Here is an 18,406-nt window from a genome sequence, read left to right on the forward strand (position 1 = left end):
CTGCCGCCCGGCTCTCGCCAGGCGGCAGCGCCGACGCCAGGCCGGCGAGCGTCAGGCCAAGGAAACGGCGACGGGGAAAACTGCGATTCATGAGAAAAGCTCCCTCTCGATGCCCTCGCTCCCGCCACGGAACAACGACAGGACTTCAGACGCACGCGTCATTTGAAAAGGTCGTAATTGACGCCAAACATCACCAGCTCGTGATCCGTTTCCACGTCCAGCTTGCGCATCGCGGCGACCTTGTGCGTGCTGACCGTCTTGACGCTGCGATTCATGATGCGCGCGATCTCTCCCACCGACGTGCCCGCCAGGAAATGCCGCAGCACCTCCAGCTCCTTGGGCGAAAGGCGACCGATCCGCGTGGCCGCGTCCTGCGGGGCGCCAGGCAAGGAGGCCGCCAGGGAATGGGGCCCGCTGCGATACACCTGATTCCTCTCCAGCGTGTCCAGGGCCGTCAGGATTTCTCCCAGATCGCGGCTCTTGAACACGACGCCGCTGACGCCCTCTTCATAGAGGCTGGCGACGATCACTGGCGAAGTGATCATGGTATGGATCAGGATGCGCACGTCGGGAAAGTTGCGGCGCAGGTACTGCACCAGCGCCAAGCCGTCGCTGTAGCCATCCTCGGACGGCATGTTGTAGTCGGTGATGATGACGTCGGGCGCCAGCTCGCGCGTCTTGCGGATCAACTCCGCGGCATTGGTGGCATCCCCGACGATCTGGTGGCGGCCGGCGCCTTCGAGCACATTGCGAACGCCGAGGATTACCACTTGATGGTCATCGGCCAGCAGGATTCGTGTCATTCTTTTTGCTCCCATTTTGATGCTTTCGACAAGGCTTCCTGCGATCTTTCCGGGCAGGGCCCGGGGGCTACAACTCCGTGAATCTTTCGGTCAACTGGGCCAGCGTGCTCTTGACCGCGTTCTCGAGCATTGCTGTCATTCCTTCCTCGGCGATCTTCTGTTCCAGCACGCCGCAAAACCGCGCGATGTCCTCGGCGTTCATCACCGCCAGCGATCCGCGCATCCGGTGCAGGGTCGCGACGGCCGCGGGCGCGTCGCGCGCGGCCAGGGCCGCCCGCATCGACGCCATGTCCTCGCGCATGGTGGTATTGAAGGCCGCGCGCAAATGGCTGTCGAAGAGCTCCTTGGGCTTGGTCGGCGGCGGCGGTCCGGCGAATTTGGAGCCGATGATTCTCGCGCAGGCGGTGCTCAGCGCATCATGCAGCGTGCGCAGGTCCACCGGCTTCACCACCCATGCGTTCAGGCCGGCGGCGAAACCGGCATCCCGTTGCGCCTGCAGCGCGTCGGCCGTCAAGCCGATGATCGGCGCATTGGTGCTGCGGGCGCGCAACGTGCGCACCAGTTCATAGCCGTTCATCAACGGCATGTTCATGTCCGTGACCAGCACGTCGAATTCGTCAGCGCTCCAGCGCGCCAGCGTCTCCACGCCGTCCGCGCACAGCGTGACCTCGCAGCCCAGCTCCTCAAGCTGGCGCACCAGCAGATTCCGGTTGACCGGATTGTCCTCGGCCACCAGCACCCGCAGCCCCAGCCGCCGCAAACCAGCGTCCGGCCGGTATTCGGACCCGCCATGGCCATCGTCCCCGTCCGCTTCGGTTGCAGGCAACTCGGCCGACGGCCGCTCGCGCTGCGCCAGCGCGACCGCTTCAACGATGCTGTGCCGCAGATGGCTGGTGACATGTATTTCAGACAGGCTCCATTGCGGCTTGTCCGGTCCGTCTGGAATGCACGATACCCGCGGCCCATTCCATTCGATCGGCGGCAGCCGCTCGGGCAGCAATTCCACCAGGATGCCGTCCCGCTTGGCGGGCACGCTGCTGCCGTGGATGGGCCGCGCGCTGGCGCCGGCCAGCGCCAGCCACGCGCAAGTGTCCTGCGCCACGTCGGCGACCGGCGCGCGCACCCATACCGCGGGCGTGGGCGCGATTTCACCGCCACCGGCCAGGCGCGCGGCGTCCGCCGTCACCCGCAGCGGCAGCTGGAAGATGAACGTGCTGCCCCGGCCCGGACTGCTGTCCAGCGTGATGCTGCCCTGCATCAGCTCGCAAAGACTGTGGCAGATATAAAGCCCCAGCCCGGTACCGGGCATCGCATGGCCGGACGAACCATGGGCCTGGTAGAACGGCTGGAACAGCATCTGCTGCTGGCTCGCGGGTATGCCCAGGCCGGTGTCGGCGATACGCCATTCAAGCACGGCGCCGCCGTCCGCCTCGCCAGCCCTGACCAGGTCAATCCGCACCCAGCCGGCCTCGGTGAACTTGATGGCGTTGCTGACCAGGTTGTTCAGCACCTGCTTGATGCGCAGGGCGTCGCCGTGCGCATAGACCGGAATGTCCGTGGCGATGGTGGCGAAGAACTGCAGGCCCTTGGCGTCGGCGGTGGCCGCGTATGCCTGCATTACCTCCTCGGTGAGCGCGGCCGGATCCAGGCGCTGGTCCTTGAGCGTCATCTGCCGCGATTCGATCTTGGAGACGTCCAGGATATCGTTGATCACGTTGAGCAGGCCGGCGGACGAGGTCTGTATGGTGCGCAGATAGCCGCGCTGCAGATTGGTCAGCGGCGTGAGGCCAAGCAATTCCACCGTGCCCAGCGTGCCGTAGAGCGGCGTGCGGATCTCATGGCTCATGGTGGCCAGGAACACCGTCTTGCCCGCGTTGGCATCGTCGGCGGCGCGCTTGGCCTGCGCCAGCGCGGCCTGCACGCGCTTGTGGTCGCTGATATCGCTGAAGGTGGCAAGAATGACCTCCTCGCCCCGGTAGGTCAGGCGCGAAGCGATGAAGCTCAGGTGCCGGCCATTGATCTCGACATCGCTGACAGCGCCGTCCGGCGCCAGGGCCAGCTGCCTGACGATTTCCACGTCCCCCAGCCATTGCTCCGCCAGCTGGTTCTTGGCGACGACCTGCTGGTCGGAAATGCGCAGCGCGCAGACGGCAACGCGAGCCGCGTCGATCACGGCGCGGTTGAAGGATTCGCTTTCGACCACCCGTTCGTGACTGGCCTGGGCCGGCCGCACCACCAGGTTCCTATGGCGCCGATACAGCACAATGCTGCCAACCACGCAGAGCAGCAGCAAGCCGACAAACGAAAGCGGCTGCCAGCGGGCGGCCTCGAAGAACCGATCATAGGGAACCAGATAGCCCGCCGCCCAGCCATCCTGGCACCAGGTGTCGATCAGCACCCCTTCCCGCCCAAAGCGCACATTGCTGTCCACCTCTTCCAGCGCGCCATGCTCGTGGGGGCCGTCGGACGCGGGGGCGAGGCCGGGCGTGGTGCCCAGGTACTGGAAATAGGTCCGGCCGTATGCGGCGTCGCCGTTGTACACGTCGCGCATTTCGAAAAACGTGGCCAGCACCAGATTGCGCTTGGGAGTCTCGGGTGCCCACAAGGCATCCGGCAATTCAATCGCGCTGTAGATGATGTAGCCGATCCGGTCCTGCCCGCTGCCCGGCAGGTTGACGTTGATCCATCGCAGCCCGCTGGGGCTGACTTTCGCCGTCTGGGTATAGATCAATTCCCGCACCCGGTTCGCCGACAGCGGACAGCGCCACCAGCGATGCACATCATCCGTCATGGAATCCTCGGAGCAGGGCACGGAGATGCTGAGAGGGCTGTTCAGGTCGAGCAGGAACACCTGCATCCCGGGCTGCTGCCAGGGACTGCGGTAGGACCCGTAGAGGTTCGACAGACCGGCCGCCACGGTCTGCAACCGCCGGCTGTAGTCGCCGCCAGTGGCCGAATCGTTGCGGCTGACCTTGATGATGTACGGCATCGCCAGGCTCCCGCTCTGGCCTTCGTAGGTATAGGTGCTGGCGTCGCTGTCGATCAGCTCGAACGATGCGGGGCCGCCCTGCGCCAAGGTCAGGCTCAGCCGGGTGGCTTCATTCTTGATGGCGCGGGCCAGGAAAGACTCCTGCCCGTGCAGGTTGTAGGCCAGCTTCTGGAAGTGCTGCCGCGCATCCGTGCTGGCGACGTTGATCAGGCTGCTGATCATCCAGTAGCACAGGGCCAGCATGATGATGGCCAGGATCAGCGTGACGATGAACAGGACCTGCATGCGCAGCGAAACCCGCGCCAGGTCGCCGATGGAGGCGATGCGCGAATGCCGGGAGGTGGCGCGGATCATCGGGAGACGATGGGATTCCGTTTCAGGAAGCCCAGCAATAATTCCGGGGTCAGCGCGCGGGATATCAGGAAACCTTGCGCCATATCGCACTGCAGTTTCTTCAACAAGGCCAGTTGCTCCCAGGTTTCGACGCCTTCGGCCACCACGTTCAAGGCCAAGCGCCGGCCCAGCGAGACGATACTCTCGACGGCGGCCTGGGCACCTTCATCGGCCGTGCAGCGGCTGATCAGGGAACGGTCGATCTTGAGTTCGGTGAAGGGCGTGGAGACCAGGTTGAACACCGAGCTGTAACCCTGGCCGGAATCATCCTGGGCCAGGCCGAATCCCTTCATGCGCAGGCGGCAGGCGCCCGCGTAATAGTCGCTTATCGCATCCGTGGTCGAACCCTCGGTCAGTTCAAAGCAGATGTCCTGCGGGGTGCCGCCCAGGCGCATGACATGGTCGTACAGACGATCCGGCAGGTCGGCATTCTGCAACAGGTGCGTCGGCAGATTGACCGACACCTCCATACGGAAATCATGCTGCTGCCACACATGCTGAGCGGTAATGGTCTGTGCGAGCATCGACAATAGCAGCTCATCTTCCAGCTCGTCCAGTATCAGGGCTGGCAGGAACTGGCCAGGCAGCAGCACGCTGCCATCGGGCAACACCCAGCGCACCAGCGCCTCCGCCGCCCTCACCGAGCCGTCGGCGATGCGCATCTTCGGCTGGAACCAAGCGCGCACCTCGCCCGAGGCCAGCGCATGCTGCAACGCGGAACGATCGAACACCTGGCCCGACACCAGCGACTCGGCCTTCAGCCGCGAGGCTGCCTTCAACTTGGCCACCAGCGCGATGATGGCTTGCGGCTGGGCGGGCTTGGACAACTGATCGATGACCCGCATGCCCAATGTCTTCGCGACCAGGCTGGCGCCGGAGATGAGGCGCTTGGGAGACGAGCTGATCACCGCCAGCAAGGGCGGCGCCTCGTAGGTGGACAAGCGCTGAATCAGCTGGACGCCGTCCAGCTCGGGCATGAGCAGATCGCTCAGGACCAGGTCATAGCGCTGCTGCTCCAGCAGGCTCAAGGCGTGACAGCCGTTCTCGGCCGTATCCACCTGCGCGATGCCAGCCTGTATGAACAGGCTTTTCAGATATTCGCGTTGCAATAGCTGATCATCGACGATCAAGACGCGATAAGACAGCATGATTCGTAATCTCCTTGGGACGCTGCTACCCGTGGGAGCGAAACAGGCCCGGCAGGACAGGCGCACACGCGTCGGCGGTCAGCAAGGGAGTGATTAGAGCGGGATGCCACGCCAAGGAATATCAGACGTTTCCGAATTGATTCTCTCATTCACCCATGGGTGCTCCGGGAGGGTTTTAGGAACCGTCTGATTCCCGGATCCGTTGTCGCGTTCGGACAATGCCGTATCCCGTCTGTTTCCCTTCGCCCCGTGACTCATTTCGCTTTCCTGCATACCCTGCATGTGCACGCCCAGCACATCGACCGCGCCGCACGCCTGGCGGCCAGCATCCGGGATTCCGTTTCCGCCATCTGCTTCTATGCCGAAACCCAGGCCAGCCTGTACGCGCGCGCCGGCGCGCCGGGCCGGCACTATCTGCTGGTCGAGGGCGAATCGGCCTGGCTGCAGCGCTTCTTCGCGATACCGCACTGTCCGCAGGTGTCCGGCGTGGTCGCGCTGGTGAACGACGACGCCGGTCCGGCCGACCTTGCCAGGCTCATGCTGGCCGACGCGGACATCTGCCTGCAGGGCTCGGCGCATCCACGGGTGATCCTGGCCGCCCTGTCGGCGCTGGCGCGCATGGAACGCCGCCTGCTCGTCGCCAGCGGCGGCGCGCCAACCCATGACGCGACGAAATACGGGCACGCTCCGCGAAGCGCACACTGACTCCAGGCGCATCGTGATCCTACCGTCTGTCGACATGGACGATGCCGCGCACCGGGCGCCGCGCTGCGCGCACGATCGTCAGTCCGCTGGACGAACCGCGCCGGCGGCGTCACACTGACCGCCTGCCACGGAGCCCCTTCATGTCCACCGCCACCCTGCTGCTGTTCATCCTGGCCTCGGCCGTCGCCATCGTCACCCCCGGCCCCACCGTGCTGCTGGCCATGAGCAACGGCTCGCGCCACGGCGTGCGCGTCGCCTGCTGGGGCATGGCCGGCGCGGTGCTGGCGGACATGATCCTGGTAGGCGCGGTGGCCTCCGGCCTGGGCGTGCTGCTGGCGGCGTCCGAGGTCGCCTTCCAGGCGGTCAAATGGGTTGGCGCGGCCTACCTGGCCTGGCTGGGCTGGAAGATGCTGCGCTCGGACGCCGCCTTCGTCATGCCGGCCGACGATACCGGCGCGCGCCATGCCAGCGGCTTCAAGCTGGGCTTGCGCAGCTTCATGGTGGCGCTGACCAATCCGAAGGCGCTGCTGTTCATGTCCGCCTTCCTGCCGCAATTCATCAATCCCGCCGCGCCGCTGTTCGCCCAGTACGCCACCCTGGCCGCCGTGCTGGCGCTGATGAACGTCGCGACCATGCTGGCCTACGCCACGCTGGGCGCGCAGCTGGTGCGCGCCTTCCGCGGCGCCGGCCTGCGCTGGATGAACCGCGTCTGCGGCAGCCTGATGATGGGCCTGGCCGCCACGCTGGCGCTGTATCGGCGCGGGGCGCCGTGAGGCGCCGAGATCAAAATCGGACCAAGCTGTTCATTCTCTCTGTCGCTCTGACGAACGGCACGCGGTAGAGTCGCGGAAACGCGACTTCCGCCGGCGAAAGTCGTCAGCACACACGCTCCCTACCGCTGCATGGGATGACAAGCATGGACATTCATCCGATCCGGACCAGGCAGGATGACGCCGCGGCCCTGAAGGTGGCCTCCACGCTCGTGGACGCCGATCCGTCGCCTGGCACGGCAGAAAGCGACAAACTGGACGTGCTTTCGAGTCTGATCGAGCGCTACGAGGCCGGTCACTTCCCGCTGAAAGCCCCCAACCCGATCGAAACGATCAAATTCCACATGAAACAGGCCTGCCCGTCGGCGCCAAGCGCCCCGACCCGGTAAAATACCGCCCCCTGCCCCGCCGCGCTAAAATTGCGCACTATTTGATCATCGGCGCCGGCAGCGCCCACCGAGGTATCCCATGTCTTCCCCCAAAGTCGGCTTCGTCAGCCTGGGCTGTCCGAAAGCCCTGGTCGACTCCGAACGCATCCTGACCCAGCTCCGCACCGAAGGGTACGAAGTCACGCCCGAGTACAACGACGCGGATGTCGTGGTCGTCAACACCTGCGGCTTCATCGACAGCGCCAAGGCCGAATCGCTGGAAGCCATCGGCGAAGCGCTGGCCGAGAACGGCAAGGTCATCGTCACCGGCTGCATGGGCGTGGAAGAGTCCGTGATCCGCAACGTGCACCCCAGCGTGCTGGCCGTGACCGGACCACAGCAATATGAAGAAGTGGTGCGCGCCGTGCACAATGCCGCGCCGCCCAAGAAAGACCACAATCCCTACCTGGACCTGGTGCCGCCGCAAGGCGTCAAGCTCACGCCGCGCCACTATGCCTACCTGAAGATCTCCGAAGGCTGCAATCATCGTTGCAGCTTCTGCATCATCCCGTCGATGCGCGGCGACCTGGTCAGCCGTCCGGTGGGCGACGTGCTCAGCGAGGCCGAGCGCCTGGTCAAGGCCGGCGTGAAGGAACTGCTGGTGATCTCGCAGGACACCAGCGCCTATGGCGTGGACATGAAGTTCCGCAGCGGCTTCTGGAACGGCCGCCCGGTCAAGACCCGCATGACCGAACTCTGTACGGCCTTGTCCGAAATGGGCGTCTGGACGCGCCTGCACTATGTGTATCCCTACCCGCACGTCGACGAGATCATTCCGTTGATGGCCGAAGGCAAGGTGCTGCCGTACCTGGACATTCCGTTCCAGCACGCCAGCCCGCGCATCCTGAAGGCCATGAAGCGTCCGGCCTTCGAGGACAAGACGCTGGCGCGCGTGAAGCGCTGGCGCGAGGAATGCCCGGACCTGACCATCCGCTCGACCTTCATCGTCGGCTTCCCCGGCGAGACCGAGGAAGACTTCCAGTACCTGCTGGACTGGATGCAGGAAGCCCAGCTCGACCGCGTCGGCTGTTTCCAGTATTCGCCGGTGGAAGGCGCGCCGGCGAACCTGCTGGACAACCCCGTGCCGGACGAGGTCAAGCAGGAACGCTGGGAACGCTTCATGGAACAACAGCAGGCCATCTCCGCCAGCCGCCTGCAGGCCAAGGTCGGCCGCGAGATCGACGTGCTGATCGATGAGGTCGACGAAGACGGCGCCGTGGGCCGCAGCAGCGCCGACGCGCCCGAGATCGACGGCTGCGTCTACGTCAGCTCGGACGAACCGCTCAAGCCCGGCGACCTGGTGCGCGCGCGCGTCACCGACGCCGACGAGTACGACCTCTGGGCCGACAAGCTGTAAGCATGCACGCGGGCCACGGCATCCTCTTGCGGCGCCGTGGCCGCGCCTGTCGGCCCTGGCGCGCGTGCCGCGACATGAGCGGCGGCAGCGCTTCCGCCCTCAGCCTTCCAACGCCTTCAATCCGGCCACGCCGCCGATGATCAGCGCGATGCAGGCCAGCCGCGCCAGCGACGCCGATTCCCCGAACAGCGCGATGCCCAGCACGGCGATGCCGGTCGCGCCGATGCCGGTCCAGACCGCATAGGCCGTGCCCGCCGGCAGCTGCCGCAGCGCCAGCGTCAGCAGGAACACACTGCCCAACGCCGCCGCCACGCCCAGCACGCCGGGCCACAGCCGCGTCCAGCCTTGCGCGTACTTCAAGGCCAGCGCCATCACGATTTCCGCCGCGCTCGCGGCGATCAACAACCACCAGGCCATCGCGGCCTCCTGTGCAGACTTCGGACCGCCCAGCTTACGGGCTATAGTGGGCGCGGAACAGTACGCACTTTCTGGTAACGATGGACACGCCCTCAACGCCCGCGCCGACCGCCGACGTCTTCAACGCCGCCTGCCCCTCCCGCCACGCGCTCGAACTGATCTCCGGCAAGTGGGTGCCGCTGCTGCTGCCGGCGCTGGCCGACGGCCCCCTGCGCAACGGCGAATTGCTGCGCCGGCTCGACGGCATCTCGCAGAAGGTGTTGACGCAGACCCTGCGCGATCTCGAGCGCCACGGACTGCTGCTGCGCGAGGATCTGCGCACGGTGCCGCCGCACGTGCGCTACCGCCTGAGCGAACTGGGCCGCTCGCTCAACGTCGCGCTGCTGGCGCTGGATCGCTGGGCCGAGACCCATCACCAGGAATTGCTGGCCGCGGCAGGCAGGCACGACGCCCGGCAGGCGGCGGGACCAGACCGCCCCGCCCCCGGCTGAAGCGTCGCGCGACCTTGCGTAAACTATCGCTTTTCCGGACAGAACAATGAAGAATCTCTGCGTCTATTGCGGTTCGAATCCCGGCAACCGCCCCGACTACATCGAACAGGCCCGCGCGCTGGCGCGCGAGCTGATCAAGCGCGACATCGGCCTGGTCTACGGCGGCTCGGTGGTCGGCATCATGGGCGAGGTCGCCAATGAAGTGCTGGCCGGCGGCGGCCGCGTGATCGGCGTGATCCCCGAATTGCTGCTCAAGAAAGAGCACGCGCATCGCGGCCTGACCGAGCTGCACCTGGTGCAGACCATGCACGAGCGCAAGGCCATGATGATCGACAAGGCCGACGGCTTCATCGCCCTGCCCGGCGGCGCCGGCACGCTGGAGGAGTTCTTCGAGGTCTGGACCTGGGCCCAGCTGAACATGCACGAGAAGCCCTGCGGCCTGCTCAACGTGGCCGGCTACTACGACGCCATGCTCCGGTTCCTGGACCATGCCGTGGCCGAATCCTTCATCCGCCCCCAGCACCGCGACATGCTGGTGGTCGAGCAGGACCCCGTCGCGCTGCTGGACCGCTACGCCGCCTACCGGGCGCCGGTTGTCTCGAAGTGGTTCGAACCGGTCAAGGCCGCCTGAGGCGGCCGGACCAGGCGGTCCCGCCATCACCGACATGGAGACCCACGCAATGACCCATGCTCCGCAGCCCCAGCCCAGCACGGAATCCGTCCTGCGCGACTACTTCCATGCCAAGGACGAGAACCGCCCGCTGTACATGGCCCGCGCATTCGCGCCCGACGCCGTGCTGAAGATGGCGCTGCGCACGCAGGCCATCGCGTTTCCGCCCGAATCGCACGGCCTGGCCGCCATCACCGACACGCTGGTGCGCAAATTCGGCCAGACCTACGACAACGTCTTCACGTTCTACCTGTCGCGCCCCGAGGCCGGCCAGCGGCTGTCCGAGTACCGCTGCGACTGGCTGGTCGGCATGACCGAAAAGGCCGGCGGCGCCGTGCGCGTCGGCTGTGGCCGCTACGACTGGAACTTCCAGGCCGAGCCCTATCGCGCCGAGCGCCTGACCATCACCATCGAGACCATGGTCACGCTGCCGCCGGACGACGCCGGCGCGGTCTTCGGCTGGCTGACGGCGCTGGATTATCCCTGGACCGACGCGCGCCGCGCGGTCGCCGGCGCGCCGCCGCTGGAAGCGCTGGCGCCGGTCGCGCACTATCTGCTACACCCCAACGGCCAGTAGCCCCACGCCTGGCTGGCACCGGATCCGATTCTTGAAATACGACTTCGCCGCCTTCGACTTCGATGGAACCCTGGCAGACACCATGCCCTGGTTCAACTCCGTCCTGAACACCGTGGCCGAGAAATACGGCTTTCGCCAGATCGACGCGACCGAGCGCGAACAGCTGCGCCACCGCGACCCGATGGCGATCCTGAAGTACCTGGGCATTCCTCTGTGGAAGCTGCCCGCCATCATGACCCACATGCGCGAGCTGATGCGCGACATCGACCCATCCGTGCATCTGTTCGACGGCATGGTCGATGTACTGGCCACGCTCAAGGCCGCCGGCCTGCGGCTGGCGGTGGTCAGCTCGAATTCGATCGAGAACGTGCAGCGCGTGCTCGGGCCGCACGCGGCCGCGCTGTTCGACGACTACGAATGTGGTACGGACCTGTTCGGCAAGGCGGCCAAGATCGACCGCCTGCTGCAACGGCACCGGATCGCCCCGGAACGCTTCCTGCTGGTGGGCGACGAAATCCGCGACATCGAAGCGGCGCGCAAGGCCGGCGTGCGGGTCGCCTCGGTGGGCTGGGGCTACAACCACGTCGACGCCTTGCGCGAACGCCAGCCCGATGAACTGCTGCTGACCGTGGCGGAACTGCCCGCCGTCCTGACCTGACCCTCGCCCTTCACGTCATCATGCGCCTTGATCCCGACCATCTCGTCACCGACCCCGACGCCCTGCAAGCGCTGTACGGCGAACCCGGCGAAGCCTCGCTGAAAAAGGAAGTGGACCACGTCCACCCGCATTACCGCGCCTTCATCGAGGCCTCGCCCTTCGCCATGCTGGCCACGGCGGGACCGGACGGCCTGGACACCTCGCCGCGCGGCGACCCGGCCGGATTCGTCGTGGTCGAGGACGAGAAAACCCTGCTGCTGCCCGACCGGCGCGGCAACAACCGCATCGACAGCCTGCGCAACATCCTGGCCGACCCGCGCGTCGCCCTGCTGTTCCTGGTGCCGGGCGTGGGCGAGACGCTGCGCGTCAACGGCCTGGGCCGCATCAGCACCGATCCGGCGCTGCTGGAGCGCTTCGGCATGGACGGCAAGCTGCCGCGCTCGGTGCTGGTGGTCGAGGTGCAGACGGTGTATTTCCAGTGCTCGCGCGCGCTGCTGCGCTCGCGCCTGTGGGACGCGTCCACCCAGGTGCCGCGCAGCGCCCTGCCCAGCGCCGGCCGCATCCTGTCCGACCTGACGGCCGGCACCTTCGACGGCGTCGCCTACGACCGCGATTTTCCGGCGCGCGTGGCCAAGACGCTGTACTGAAACCCGGGCGCGGCCCGGCGCCCCCAACCTGGAGCCATGCATGGCCCGCAACGTGGAAATCAAGGCGCGCGTCGACAGCCTGGCCGCCATCGAGCCGATCGCGGCGGCGCTGTCGGGCCAGCCGCCCCAGGCCATCGCCCAGGACGACACCTTCTTCGCCTGCGCCCAAGGCAGGTTGAAGCTGCGCGCCTTCGCCGACGGCCATGGCGAGCTGATCTTCTACCGCCGCGCCGACGACGCCGGCCCGAAGGAAAGCTTCTATGTGATCTCGCCCACGGCATCGCCCGACATGCTGCGCGAGACGCTGCTGCTGGCCTATGGCGTCATCGGCCGGGTGCGCAAGCAGCGGTGCGTCTATATGGCCGGACGCACCCGCATCCATCTGGACCGCGTCGAAGGGCTGGGGGAATTCCTGGAACTGGAAGTGGTGCTGCGGGAAGATGAAAGCGTGGAGACCGGCATGGCCGAGGCGCACAGCCTGCTGGCCAGCCTGGGCGTGAAGCCCGCGCAACTGCTGTCCGGCGCCTACCTGGACCTGCTGGCCGCGCAGGCCCGGTGAAATCGGCGCGCCTCAGGCCGGCTGCCAGCCCCGCACGAACACATCCACCGGCTGGCGCTTGCCGCCGGCCTTCTGCAACTCCAGCAAGCGCAGCGCGCCTTCGCCGGTGGCGATGTCGATGCCATCCGCATCGGCGCGCAGCACGCTGCCGGGAACCGCGCCCGCCGGCGCGGGAACGGCTTCGGCGCGCCAGATCTTCACCGGATCGTCCAGGCCGGGCAGGCGGATATTGGCACCGGGCACCGGATTGAACGCCCGCACGCGGCGGGCCAGCAGGCTCGCCGGCTGCGCGCAGTCCAGCGCGGCCTCGGCCTTGTCCAGCTTGGCGGCGTAGGTCACGCCTGCCTCGGGCTGCTTGCGGGCCGGCAGGCCGTCGGCGGCCAGCGCCCGCAGCGCCGCCACGATGGCCTCGCCGCCGGCCTCGGCCAGCGCGTCGTGCAACTGCGCGGCATTGGTCTCGGCGCCGATCGGCACCACGCGTTCCAGCAGCATGTCGCCCGTGTCCAGGCCCGCGTCCATCTGCATGATGGTCACGCCGGTCTGCGCGTCGCCGGCCTCGATGGCGCGCTGGATAGGCGCCGCGCCGCGCCAGCGCGGCAGGAGGCTGGCATGGATGTTCAGGCAGCCCAGGCGCGGCAGGTCCAGCACCCATTGCGGCAGGATCAGGCCGTAGGCGGCCACCACCATCACATCGGGCGCGATGGCGCGCAGCTGCGCCTGCGCCTCGGCGGCCTCGTCCGGATAACGACCGTCGAGTCGCAGGCTGCGCGGCTGGGCCACGGCGATGCCGGCATCCAACGCGGCCTGCTTGACCGGGCTGGGCGTGAGTTTCAGGCCGCGACCGGCGGGCCGGTCGGGCTGGGTCAGAACCAGGGGAATGTCATGGCCGGCCGCCCGCAACGCGTCAAAGGCGATGCGGGCGAACTCCGGCGTGCCGGCGAATACGAGACGCATGGGAAGGGACCAGGAAAGGAAAACGGGGAATCAGGCGCGCTCGGCTTCGCGCTCGGCCTTCTTCAGCTTGGTCTTGATGCGGTTCTGCTTGAGGTTCGACAGGTATTCCACGAACACCTTGCCGTCCAGATGGTCCAGCTCGTGCTGCACACAGACCGCGAGCAGGCCGTCTGCCTCGAACTCGAAGGGCTTGCCGTCGATGTCCAGCGCCTTGCAGCGGATGCTGGCGGCGCGCTCGACTTCATCGTAGATGCCCGGCACCGACAGGCAGCCTTCTTCGTAGATCTTGTAGTCGTCGCTGCGCCAGGTGATCTCGGGATTGATCAGCGTCAGCAGCTGGTTGCCGTCTTCGGACACGTCGATCACGACCAGGCGCTCATGCACGTCCACCTGCGTGGCGGCCAGGCCCACGCCGGGCGCATCGTACATGGTCTCGGCCATGTCGCGGGCCAGCTGGCGGATGCGCTCGTCGACCTCGGCCACGGGCTTGGCTTTCTTGTGCAAGCGCGGGTCCGGGTAGCGAAGGATGGGAAGTAAAGCCATGAAGAAAGATCGCCAATGATTGATTGCTTTGACATGAGTTTAATTCATTAGAGTATTGATTTCTAATAGTTTTCGGCTAACGCAGCGTTCGCTTTGGCTTCGGCCCCGTTTTCAGGGCAAGGGCGGTGCGCGATTCGATCCACCCCCGGCCGGCGGGCCGCGCCGCGCCATGCGACACTCTGGCCCCATCCTCGCCCGCAATCCGCATCCGCCCTGCCCATGCCCCTGACCCAAACCGCCGCCGAACTGTCCGCCTGGCTGCGCCTGTCCCTGGAGCCGAACGTCGGCCCGGCCACCGCCTGCACGCTGCTCAGCGCGCTGGGCCTGCCCGAGCAGATCTACGCACAGCGGGCCACGGCGCTGGCGCGCCACCTGCCCGAGGCGCTGGCGCGCCAACTGGCCGCGCCCATGCCGGCGGACATGCAGGCGCAGGTGGAACGCAGCCTGGAATGGGCCGAGGCACCGGACCACCACATCCTGACGCTGGCCGATCCCGGCTATCCGCAAAGCCTGCTGACCATTTCCGATCCGCCCATCCTGCTGATGGTCACGGGCAAGCCGGCCTTCCTGCAAGGCCCGGCGCTGGCCGTGGTGGGCGCGCGCAGCGCCACGCCCGGCGGCCAGGAAAACGCGCGCGCCTTCGCCCGCCATCTGGCATCGCATGGCTGGCGCGTGGTCAGCGGACTGGCCCTGGGCATCGACGCCGCCGCGCACGAAGGCGCGCTGGACGCGGGCGCGCAGGGCGGCGGCACCGTCGCCGTGATGGGCACGGGCATCGACCGCATCTATCCGGCCCGCCACCGCGAACTCGCGCACCGCATCGCCGCGCATGGCGCGCTGGTGTCCGAGCTGCCGCTGGGCGCGGGCGCACTGCCGCAGCACTTTCCCAAGCGCAACCGTATCGTGGCCGGCCTGGCGCGCGGCGTGCTGGTGGTGGAAGCCGCCAGGCAAAGCGGCTCGCTCATCACCGCGCGCCTGGCCGGCGAATGCGGCCGCGAGGTCTTCGCCATTCCGGGCTCGATCCATTCGCCGCTGTCGCGCGGCTGCCATGCGCTGATCCGCCAGGGCGCGAAGCTGGTGGAGACGGCGCAGGACATCACCGACGAGCTGGGCGGCTCGCCACTGCCGTCGCGCCCGGCCTCGCGCGCATCGGCGGCCCCTCCGCTGCCCGCCCATCCCGTGCTGGAAGCGATGGGCTTCGATCCGCTGCACCTGGACGCCATCCAGGCCCGCAGCGGCCTGGACATCGCGGACCTGCAAACGCAGCTGGTCGAACTGGAACTGGCGTCGCGCGTCGCGCGGCTCGACGACGGACGCTACCAGCGCTTGAAGTGAGGCCGCGCGACACCACGCATGCGCCGCCGCCCGGCAGACCTGCCGCGCACGCGGCCCGGCGCGGAAAATCCGCGCCATGCCCGCACCATGCCAGCCCGCAGGAAACAGCCTGACCGCGCGGCATCAGCGGCATTTAGCGGGGCCGGACCATGCCGGTTTCATGCGCGGTAATATGGTCCCGGGCCGCGCTGGCCCTTACCGATACAGGAAGAGACATGGCTTTGCCCTCCCGCGTCAAGATCGTCGAAGTATCGCCTCGCGACGGTCTGCAGAATGAAAAGGAATTCGTGCCCACCGACGTCAAGGTGGAGCTGATCGACCGCCTGGCCGCCGCCGGCTTTCCCAATGTCGAGGCGGCTTCCTTCGTCTCGCCCAAGTGGGTGCCGCAGATGGCCGACGGCGCCGAGGTGATGACGCGCATCGCGCGCCGCCCCGGCACGATCTACTCGGTGCTGACGCCCAACATGAAGGGCTTCGAGGGCGCGCTGGCCGCCCGCGCGGACGAAATCGTGATCTTCGGCGCGGCCAGCGAGGCCTTCTCGCAGAAGAACATCAACTGTTCGATCGCCGAATCCATCGCCCGCTTCGAGCCCGTGGCCGAAGCGGCGCGCGCGGCCGGCATCCGCGTGCGCGGCAGCATCAGCTGCGCGCTGGGCTGCCCCTACCAGGGCGAGGTCGCGCCGGAAGCCGTGGTCGATGTGGCGCGGCGCTACCTGGCCATGGGCGTGGACGAGATCGACGTGGCCGACACCATCGGCGTGGGCACGCCGCGACGCGTGCGCGAGGTCATGGACGCGGTGACGCGGGTGGTGGATCCGGCCCGCGTGTCCGGCCATTTCCACGACACCTACGGGCAGGCGCTGGCCAATATCCTGGCCGCGCTGGAAACCGGCATCTCGATCTTCCACACCTCGGTGGCAGGCCTGGGCGGCTGCCCCTACGCCAAGGGCGCGACCGGCAACGTGGCCACCGAGGACGTGCTCTACATGCTGCGCGGCCTGGACATCGACACCGGCGTGGACTTCGACGCCGTGGTGGACATCGGCCAGTGGATGGCCGGCCATCTGAACCGCAAGGGATCCAGCCGCGCCGGCAACGCCATCGCGGCCAAGCGCGCCGCATGAGCGTGAACGCAAGCGCGCCGACCGCCGAGGAACGCGCCGCGCTGCTGCGCGATATCGGGCCCCTGCCCTTGTCGGGCCAGGCCTGGCCCGACTGGGTCCGCATCCTGTCCTGGGTGATCCTGGCGGTGCTGGGCGTGCAGGCGGTCACCTCCGCCATCGGCGCGCCGGACGCGCTCGAGGCGCTGCCCGCCGTGCTGGCCGGCCTGTGCTTCGCCGCGCTGCTGTTCGTGGCCTGGCACATGCAGACCTCGATCACCACCATCGACGAGCGCGGCCTGCGCCAGAGCTGGTACCGACGCCGCGAAGTGGCCTGGGAAGACGTGCGCCAGGCGCGCTTCGTGCCCATGCTGTTTTCCAAACGGCTGGTGATCTTCACGCACAGCGGCCGGCCGGTGATCTTCCAGGGCGGCACGCGCGAGCTGCGCGCGGCGTTCGTCAAGATTGCTAGAGTGTATTGATCCTCCCCCCCCCCCGAAGCGCTGCGCGCTTCCCCCCCAGGGGGGCGCAGCTACGGACCGGCGGAGCCGGATCCGTGCTGCCCCGATGGTGGGGCGCTGGTGGCTTGCGTAGGGAATGGCTCGATTGGGGGGCTCTGGTGGCGTGCGGAGGGGATGGCTCGATTGGGCGTTGCCTGACTCAGATGTTCATTTCCGCGTGGGAAACCGATCAGGTCAAAAAAAACGGCCTCATGTTTTGCATGAGGCCGGTTTTTGTCTTGCGGATTTGCCGTGGCGGGCTAGCGGATCGGCAGTGCGTACATGAGGCCGCCTTGCGTCCATTGCGCGTTCAGGCCGCGCTGGATTTTCAGCGGGCTGCCCTGGCCGACGTGGCGTTCGAAGCTTTCACCGTAATTGCCCACCTGCTTGACGATCTGGTAGGCCCATTTTTCGTCCAGCCCCAGGTTGGCGCCGCTGCCGGCGGTGACGCCGAGGATGCGCTTGATGTTGGGGTTGGCGCTGTTCTTGGCCAGGTCGTCCACGTTCTTGGAGGTGATGCCGTATTCCTCGGCCTCGATCATGGCGGACAGCGACCAGCGCACGATGTTGAGCCAGGCGTCGTCGCCCTGGCGCACGAAGGGGCCCAGCGGTTCCTTGGAGATGATCTCGGGCAGCACCACGTAATCGTCCGGATTCTGCAGCTTGGAGATGCGGATCGAAGCCAGGCCCGAGGCGTCGGTGGAGAACACGTCGCAACGGCCTGCCGCGAAGGCGTTGACCACTTCGTTGAAAGTCTCGATGACGACCGGCTTGTAGGTGACGTGATTGGCGCGCGCCCAGTCGGCCAGCGTGTTCTCGTTGGACGTGCCGGTCTGCAGGCAGATAGTGGCGCCGTTGATGTCCTTGGCGCTCTTGACGCCCAGCGACTTGGGCACCAGGAAGCCCTGGCCGTCATAGAAGTTGATGCCGGCGTGGATGATGCCCAACGCGGTGTCGCGCTGCTGCGTGACCGTGGTGTTGCGCGTCAGCACGTCCACCTCGCCCGATTGCAGGGCGGTGAAACGCTGCTGCGAATTGAGCGGCACCACCTTGATCTTGTCGGCGTCGCCGAACACCGCGGCGGCCACGGCGCGGCACAGGTCCACGTCCAGCCCTTGCCACTTGCCTTGCGCGTCGGGCGCGGAAAAGCCCGCGAAGCCCGTGGTCGTGCCGCAAGTCACGGCGCCGCGCTGGCGCACCACGTCCAGCGTGGCCGCTTGCGCGCCCTGTGCCGCGGCCGCCAAGAGCGCCGCGCCGATCAAGCCTTTTGCAATGTTCATGACCTGGATTCCTGTCCTGTTGATGCGAGGCGCGGAAACGCGCCAAGCCGCGAAGCTTATCGACATAAGGCGCCCGCAACAA

General features: G+C 67.2%; 20 protein-coding genes. 13 read left to right on the top strand and 7 right to left on the bottom strand.

Annotated elements, in window-relative coordinates; genetic code table 11:
• Positions 1-158: 158 nt before the first annotated feature.
• The 3 genes from AC6LJ5_RS23035 to AC6LJ5_RS23045 form a co-directional block, all read right to left on the bottom strand.
• The gene (locus AC6LJ5_RS23035) at positions 159-803 is read right to left on the bottom strand and encodes a response regulator (protein ID WP_103271447.1); all 645 of its coding nucleotides are present in this window, start codon (positions 801-803) and stop codon (positions 159-161) included.
• Positions 804-870: 67 nt separating this feature from the next.
• The gene (locus AC6LJ5_RS23040; RefSeq protein ID WP_498141723.1) at positions 871-4,146 is read right to left on the bottom strand and encodes a hybrid sensor histidine kinase/response regulator; all 3,276 of its coding nucleotides are present in this window, start codon (positions 4,144-4,146) and stop codon (positions 871-873) included.
• Positions 4,143-5,333 (bottom strand): EAL domain-containing response regulator, encoded by a 1,191-nt coding sequence (locus AC6LJ5_RS23045; RefSeq protein ID WP_103271449.1) that lies wholly within the window; start codon positions 5,331-5,333, stop codon positions 4,143-4,145. The genes AC6LJ5_RS23040 and AC6LJ5_RS23045 overlap by 4 nt, the downstream gene beginning before the upstream one ends.
• A gap of 249 nt (positions 5,334-5,582) precedes the next feature.
• On the opposite strand from AC6LJ5_RS23045, the gene AC6LJ5_RS23050 reads away from it, so the two are divergent.
• From AC6LJ5_RS23050 to rimO, 4 genes are all read left to right on the top strand, one after another.
• Complete coding sequence (locus AC6LJ5_RS23050) at positions 5,583-6,038, top strand: hypothetical protein (RefSeq protein WP_498141724.1); 456 nt, start codon at positions 5,583-5,585, stop codon at positions 6,036-6,038.
• A gap of 140 nt (positions 6,039-6,178) precedes the next feature.
• Entirely contained in the window at positions 6,179-6,811 is a 633-nt protein-coding gene (locus tag AC6LJ5_RS23055) for a LysE family translocator (protein ID WP_498141725.1), read from the top strand.
• Positions 6,812-6,954: 143 nt separating this feature from the next.
• Entirely contained in the window at positions 6,955-7,197 is a 243-nt protein-coding gene (locus tag AC6LJ5_RS23060; RefSeq protein ID WP_498141726.1) for a helix-turn-helix domain-containing protein, read from the top strand.
• Positions 7,198-7,276: 79 nt separating this feature from the next.
• Positions 7,277-8,593, top strand: coding sequence for a 30S ribosomal protein S12 methylthiotransferase RimO (gene rimO / locus AC6LJ5_RS23065; RefSeq protein WP_498141727.1), 1,317 nt, complete (start codon positions 7,277-7,279; stop codon positions 8,591-8,593).
• 99 nt (positions 8,594-8,692) lie between these two features.
• Here the strand turns inward: rimO and AC6LJ5_RS23070 are convergent, their stop codons facing one another.
• Positions 8,693-9,010: a DMT family transporter gene (locus tag AC6LJ5_RS23070; RefSeq protein ID WP_103271453.1), complete on the bottom strand. Its 318-nt coding sequence runs from the start codon at positions 9,008-9,010 to the stop codon at positions 8,693-8,695.
• Positions 9,011-9,090: 80 nt separating this feature from the next.
• Between AC6LJ5_RS23070 and AC6LJ5_RS23075 the strand changes: the two genes are divergently transcribed.
• Genes AC6LJ5_RS23075 through AC6LJ5_RS23100 form a run of 6 tightly spaced genes read left to right on the top strand, consistent with a single transcriptional unit; the run spans position 9,091 to position 12,612 of the window.
• Positions 9,091-9,501 (top strand): winged helix-turn-helix transcriptional regulator, encoded by a 411-nt coding sequence (locus tag AC6LJ5_RS23075; RefSeq protein ID WP_392412940.1) that lies wholly within the window; start codon positions 9,091-9,093, stop codon positions 9,499-9,501.
• Between the two features lie 46 nt (positions 9,502-9,547).
• Positions 9,548-10,132: an LOG family protein gene (locus tag AC6LJ5_RS23080; protein WP_103271455.1), complete on the top strand. Its 585-nt coding sequence runs from the start codon at positions 9,548-9,550 to the stop codon at positions 10,130-10,132.
• 34 nt (positions 10,133-10,166) lie between these two features.
• A complete protein-coding gene (locus AC6LJ5_RS23085; RefSeq protein WP_369869732.1) occupies positions 10,167-10,748 on the top strand; it encodes a hypothetical protein in 582 nt (193 codons plus the stop codon).
• A 31-nt stretch (positions 10,749-10,779) separates the two neighbouring features.
• Entirely contained in the window at positions 10,780-11,406 is a 627-nt protein-coding gene (locus AC6LJ5_RS23090; RefSeq protein ID WP_103271457.1) for an HAD hydrolase-like protein, read from the top strand.
• Positions 11,407-11,426: 20 nt separating this feature from the next.
• Positions 11,427-12,053 carry a pyridoxamine 5'-phosphate oxidase family protein gene (locus tag AC6LJ5_RS23095; protein WP_498141728.1) on the top strand — a complete coding sequence of 209 codons (627 nt, stop codon included), beginning with the start codon at positions 11,427-11,429 and terminating at the stop codon, positions 12,051-12,053.
• A 40-nt stretch (positions 12,054-12,093) separates the two neighbouring features.
• Positions 12,094-12,612 carry a class IV adenylate cyclase gene (locus AC6LJ5_RS23100; protein ID WP_498141729.1) on the top strand — a complete coding sequence of 173 codons (519 nt, stop codon included), beginning with the start codon at positions 12,094-12,096 and terminating at the stop codon, positions 12,610-12,612.
• Between the two features lie 12 nt (positions 12,613-12,624).
• On the opposite strand, the gene fmt is transcribed toward AC6LJ5_RS23100, so the two are convergent.
• Positions 12,625-13,566: a methionyl-tRNA formyltransferase gene (gene fmt, locus AC6LJ5_RS23105; protein ID WP_498141730.1), complete on the bottom strand. Its 942-nt coding sequence runs from the start codon at positions 13,564-13,566 to the stop codon at positions 12,625-12,627.
• 30 nt (positions 13,567-13,596) lie between these two features.
• On the bottom strand, positions 13,597-14,109 hold the full coding sequence (gene def / locus AC6LJ5_RS23110) for a peptide deformylase (RefSeq protein WP_103271461.1): 513 nt from the start codon (positions 14,107-14,109) through the stop codon (positions 13,597-13,599).
• 219 nt (positions 14,110-14,328) lie between these two features.
• Between def and dprA the strand changes: the two genes are divergently transcribed.
• From dprA to AC6LJ5_RS23125, 3 genes are all read left to right on the top strand, one after another.
• The gene (gene dprA, locus AC6LJ5_RS23115) at positions 14,329-15,444 is read left to right on the top strand and encodes a DNA-processing protein DprA (protein WP_498141731.1); all 1,116 of its coding nucleotides are present in this window, start codon (positions 14,329-14,331) and stop codon (positions 15,442-15,444) included.
• Positions 15,445-15,659: 215 nt separating this feature from the next.
• Positions 15,660-16,568 carry a hydroxymethylglutaryl-CoA lyase gene (locus AC6LJ5_RS23120; RefSeq protein ID WP_103271463.1) on the top strand — a complete coding sequence of 303 codons (909 nt, stop codon included), beginning with the start codon at positions 15,660-15,662 and terminating at the stop codon, positions 16,566-16,568.
• Entirely contained in the window at positions 16,565-17,026 is a 462-nt protein-coding gene (locus tag AC6LJ5_RS23125) for a hypothetical protein (protein ID WP_103271464.1), read from the top strand. The genes AC6LJ5_RS23120 and AC6LJ5_RS23125 overlap by 4 nt, the downstream gene beginning before the upstream one ends.
• A gap of 278 nt (positions 17,027-17,304) precedes the next feature.
• Here the strand turns inward: AC6LJ5_RS23125 and AC6LJ5_RS23130 are convergent, their stop codons facing one another.
• Positions 17,305-18,324, bottom strand: coding sequence for an amino acid ABC transporter substrate-binding protein (locus tag AC6LJ5_RS23130; RefSeq protein ID WP_103271465.1), 1,020 nt, complete (start codon positions 18,322-18,324; stop codon positions 17,305-17,307).
• Positions 18,325-18,406: the final 82 nt, after the last annotated feature.

The sequence above is a fragment of the Achromobacter sp. 1011791174 genome, assembly GCF_059760925.1.

Excerpts from the sequence above, each read along its gene's own strand:
- AC6LJ5_RS23060 (WP_498141726.1), top strand. The coding sequence starts at position 6,955 with ATGGACATTCATCCGATCCGGACCAGGCAGGATGACGCCGCGGCCCTG.
- AC6LJ5_RS23040 (WP_498141723.1), bottom strand. The coding sequence starts at position 4,146 with ATGATCCGCGCCACCTCCCGGCATTCGCGCATCGCCTCCATCGGCGAC.
- AC6LJ5_RS23095 (WP_498141728.1), top strand. The coding sequence starts at position 11,427 with ATGCGCCTTGATCCCGACCATCTCGTCACCGACCCCGACGCCCTGCAA.
- AC6LJ5_RS23100 (WP_498141729.1), top strand. The coding sequence starts at position 12,094 with ATGGCCCGCAACGTGGAAATCAAGGCGCGCGTCGACAGCCTGGCCGCC.
- AC6LJ5_RS23035 (WP_103271447.1), bottom strand. The coding sequence starts at position 803 with ATGACACGAATCCTGCTGGCCGATGACCATCAAGTGGTAATCCTCGGC.
- AC6LJ5_RS23120 (WP_103271463.1), top strand. The coding sequence starts at position 15,660 with ATGGCTTTGCCCTCCCGCGTCAAGATCGTCGAAGTATCGCCTCGCGAC.
- AC6LJ5_RS23125 (WP_103271464.1), top strand. The coding sequence starts at position 16,565 with ATGAGCGTGAACGCAAGCGCGCCGACCGCCGAGGAACGCGCCGCGCTG.
- AC6LJ5_RS23075 (WP_392412940.1), top strand. The coding sequence starts at position 9,091 with ATGGACACGCCCTCAACGCCCGCGCCGACCGCCGACGTCTTCAACGCC.
- dprA (WP_498141731.1), top strand. The coding sequence starts at position 14,329 with ATGCCCCTGACCCAAACCGCCGCCGAACTGTCCGCCTGGCTGCGCCTG.
- fmt (WP_498141730.1), bottom strand. The coding sequence starts at position 13,566 with ATGCGTCTCGTATTCGCCGGCACGCCGGAGTTCGCCCGCATCGCCTTT.
- AC6LJ5_RS23045 (WP_103271449.1), bottom strand. The coding sequence starts at position 5,333 with ATGCTGTCTTATCGCGTCTTGATCGTCGATGATCAGCTATTGCAACGC.
- AC6LJ5_RS23130 (WP_103271465.1), bottom strand. The coding sequence starts at position 18,324 with ATGAACATTGCAAAAGGCTTGATCGGCGCGGCGCTCTTGGCGGCCGCG.
- AC6LJ5_RS23085 (WP_369869732.1), top strand. The coding sequence starts at position 10,167 with ATGGAGACCCACGCAATGACCCATGCTCCGCAGCCCCAGCCCAGCACG.
- AC6LJ5_RS23055 (WP_498141725.1), top strand. The coding sequence starts at position 6,179 with ATGTCCACCGCCACCCTGCTGCTGTTCATCCTGGCCTCGGCCGTCGCC.
- rimO (WP_498141727.1), top strand. The coding sequence starts at position 7,277 with ATGTCTTCCCCCAAAGTCGGCTTCGTCAGCCTGGGCTGTCCGAAAGCC.
- def (WP_103271461.1), bottom strand. The coding sequence starts at position 14,109 with ATGGCTTTACTTCCCATCCTTCGCTACCCGGACCCGCGCTTGCACAAG.
- AC6LJ5_RS23070 (WP_103271453.1), bottom strand. The coding sequence starts at position 9,010 with ATGGCCTGGTGGTTGTTGATCGCCGCGAGCGCGGCGGAAATCGTGATG.
- AC6LJ5_RS23080 (WP_103271455.1), top strand. The coding sequence starts at position 9,548 with ATGAAGAATCTCTGCGTCTATTGCGGTTCGAATCCCGGCAACCGCCCC.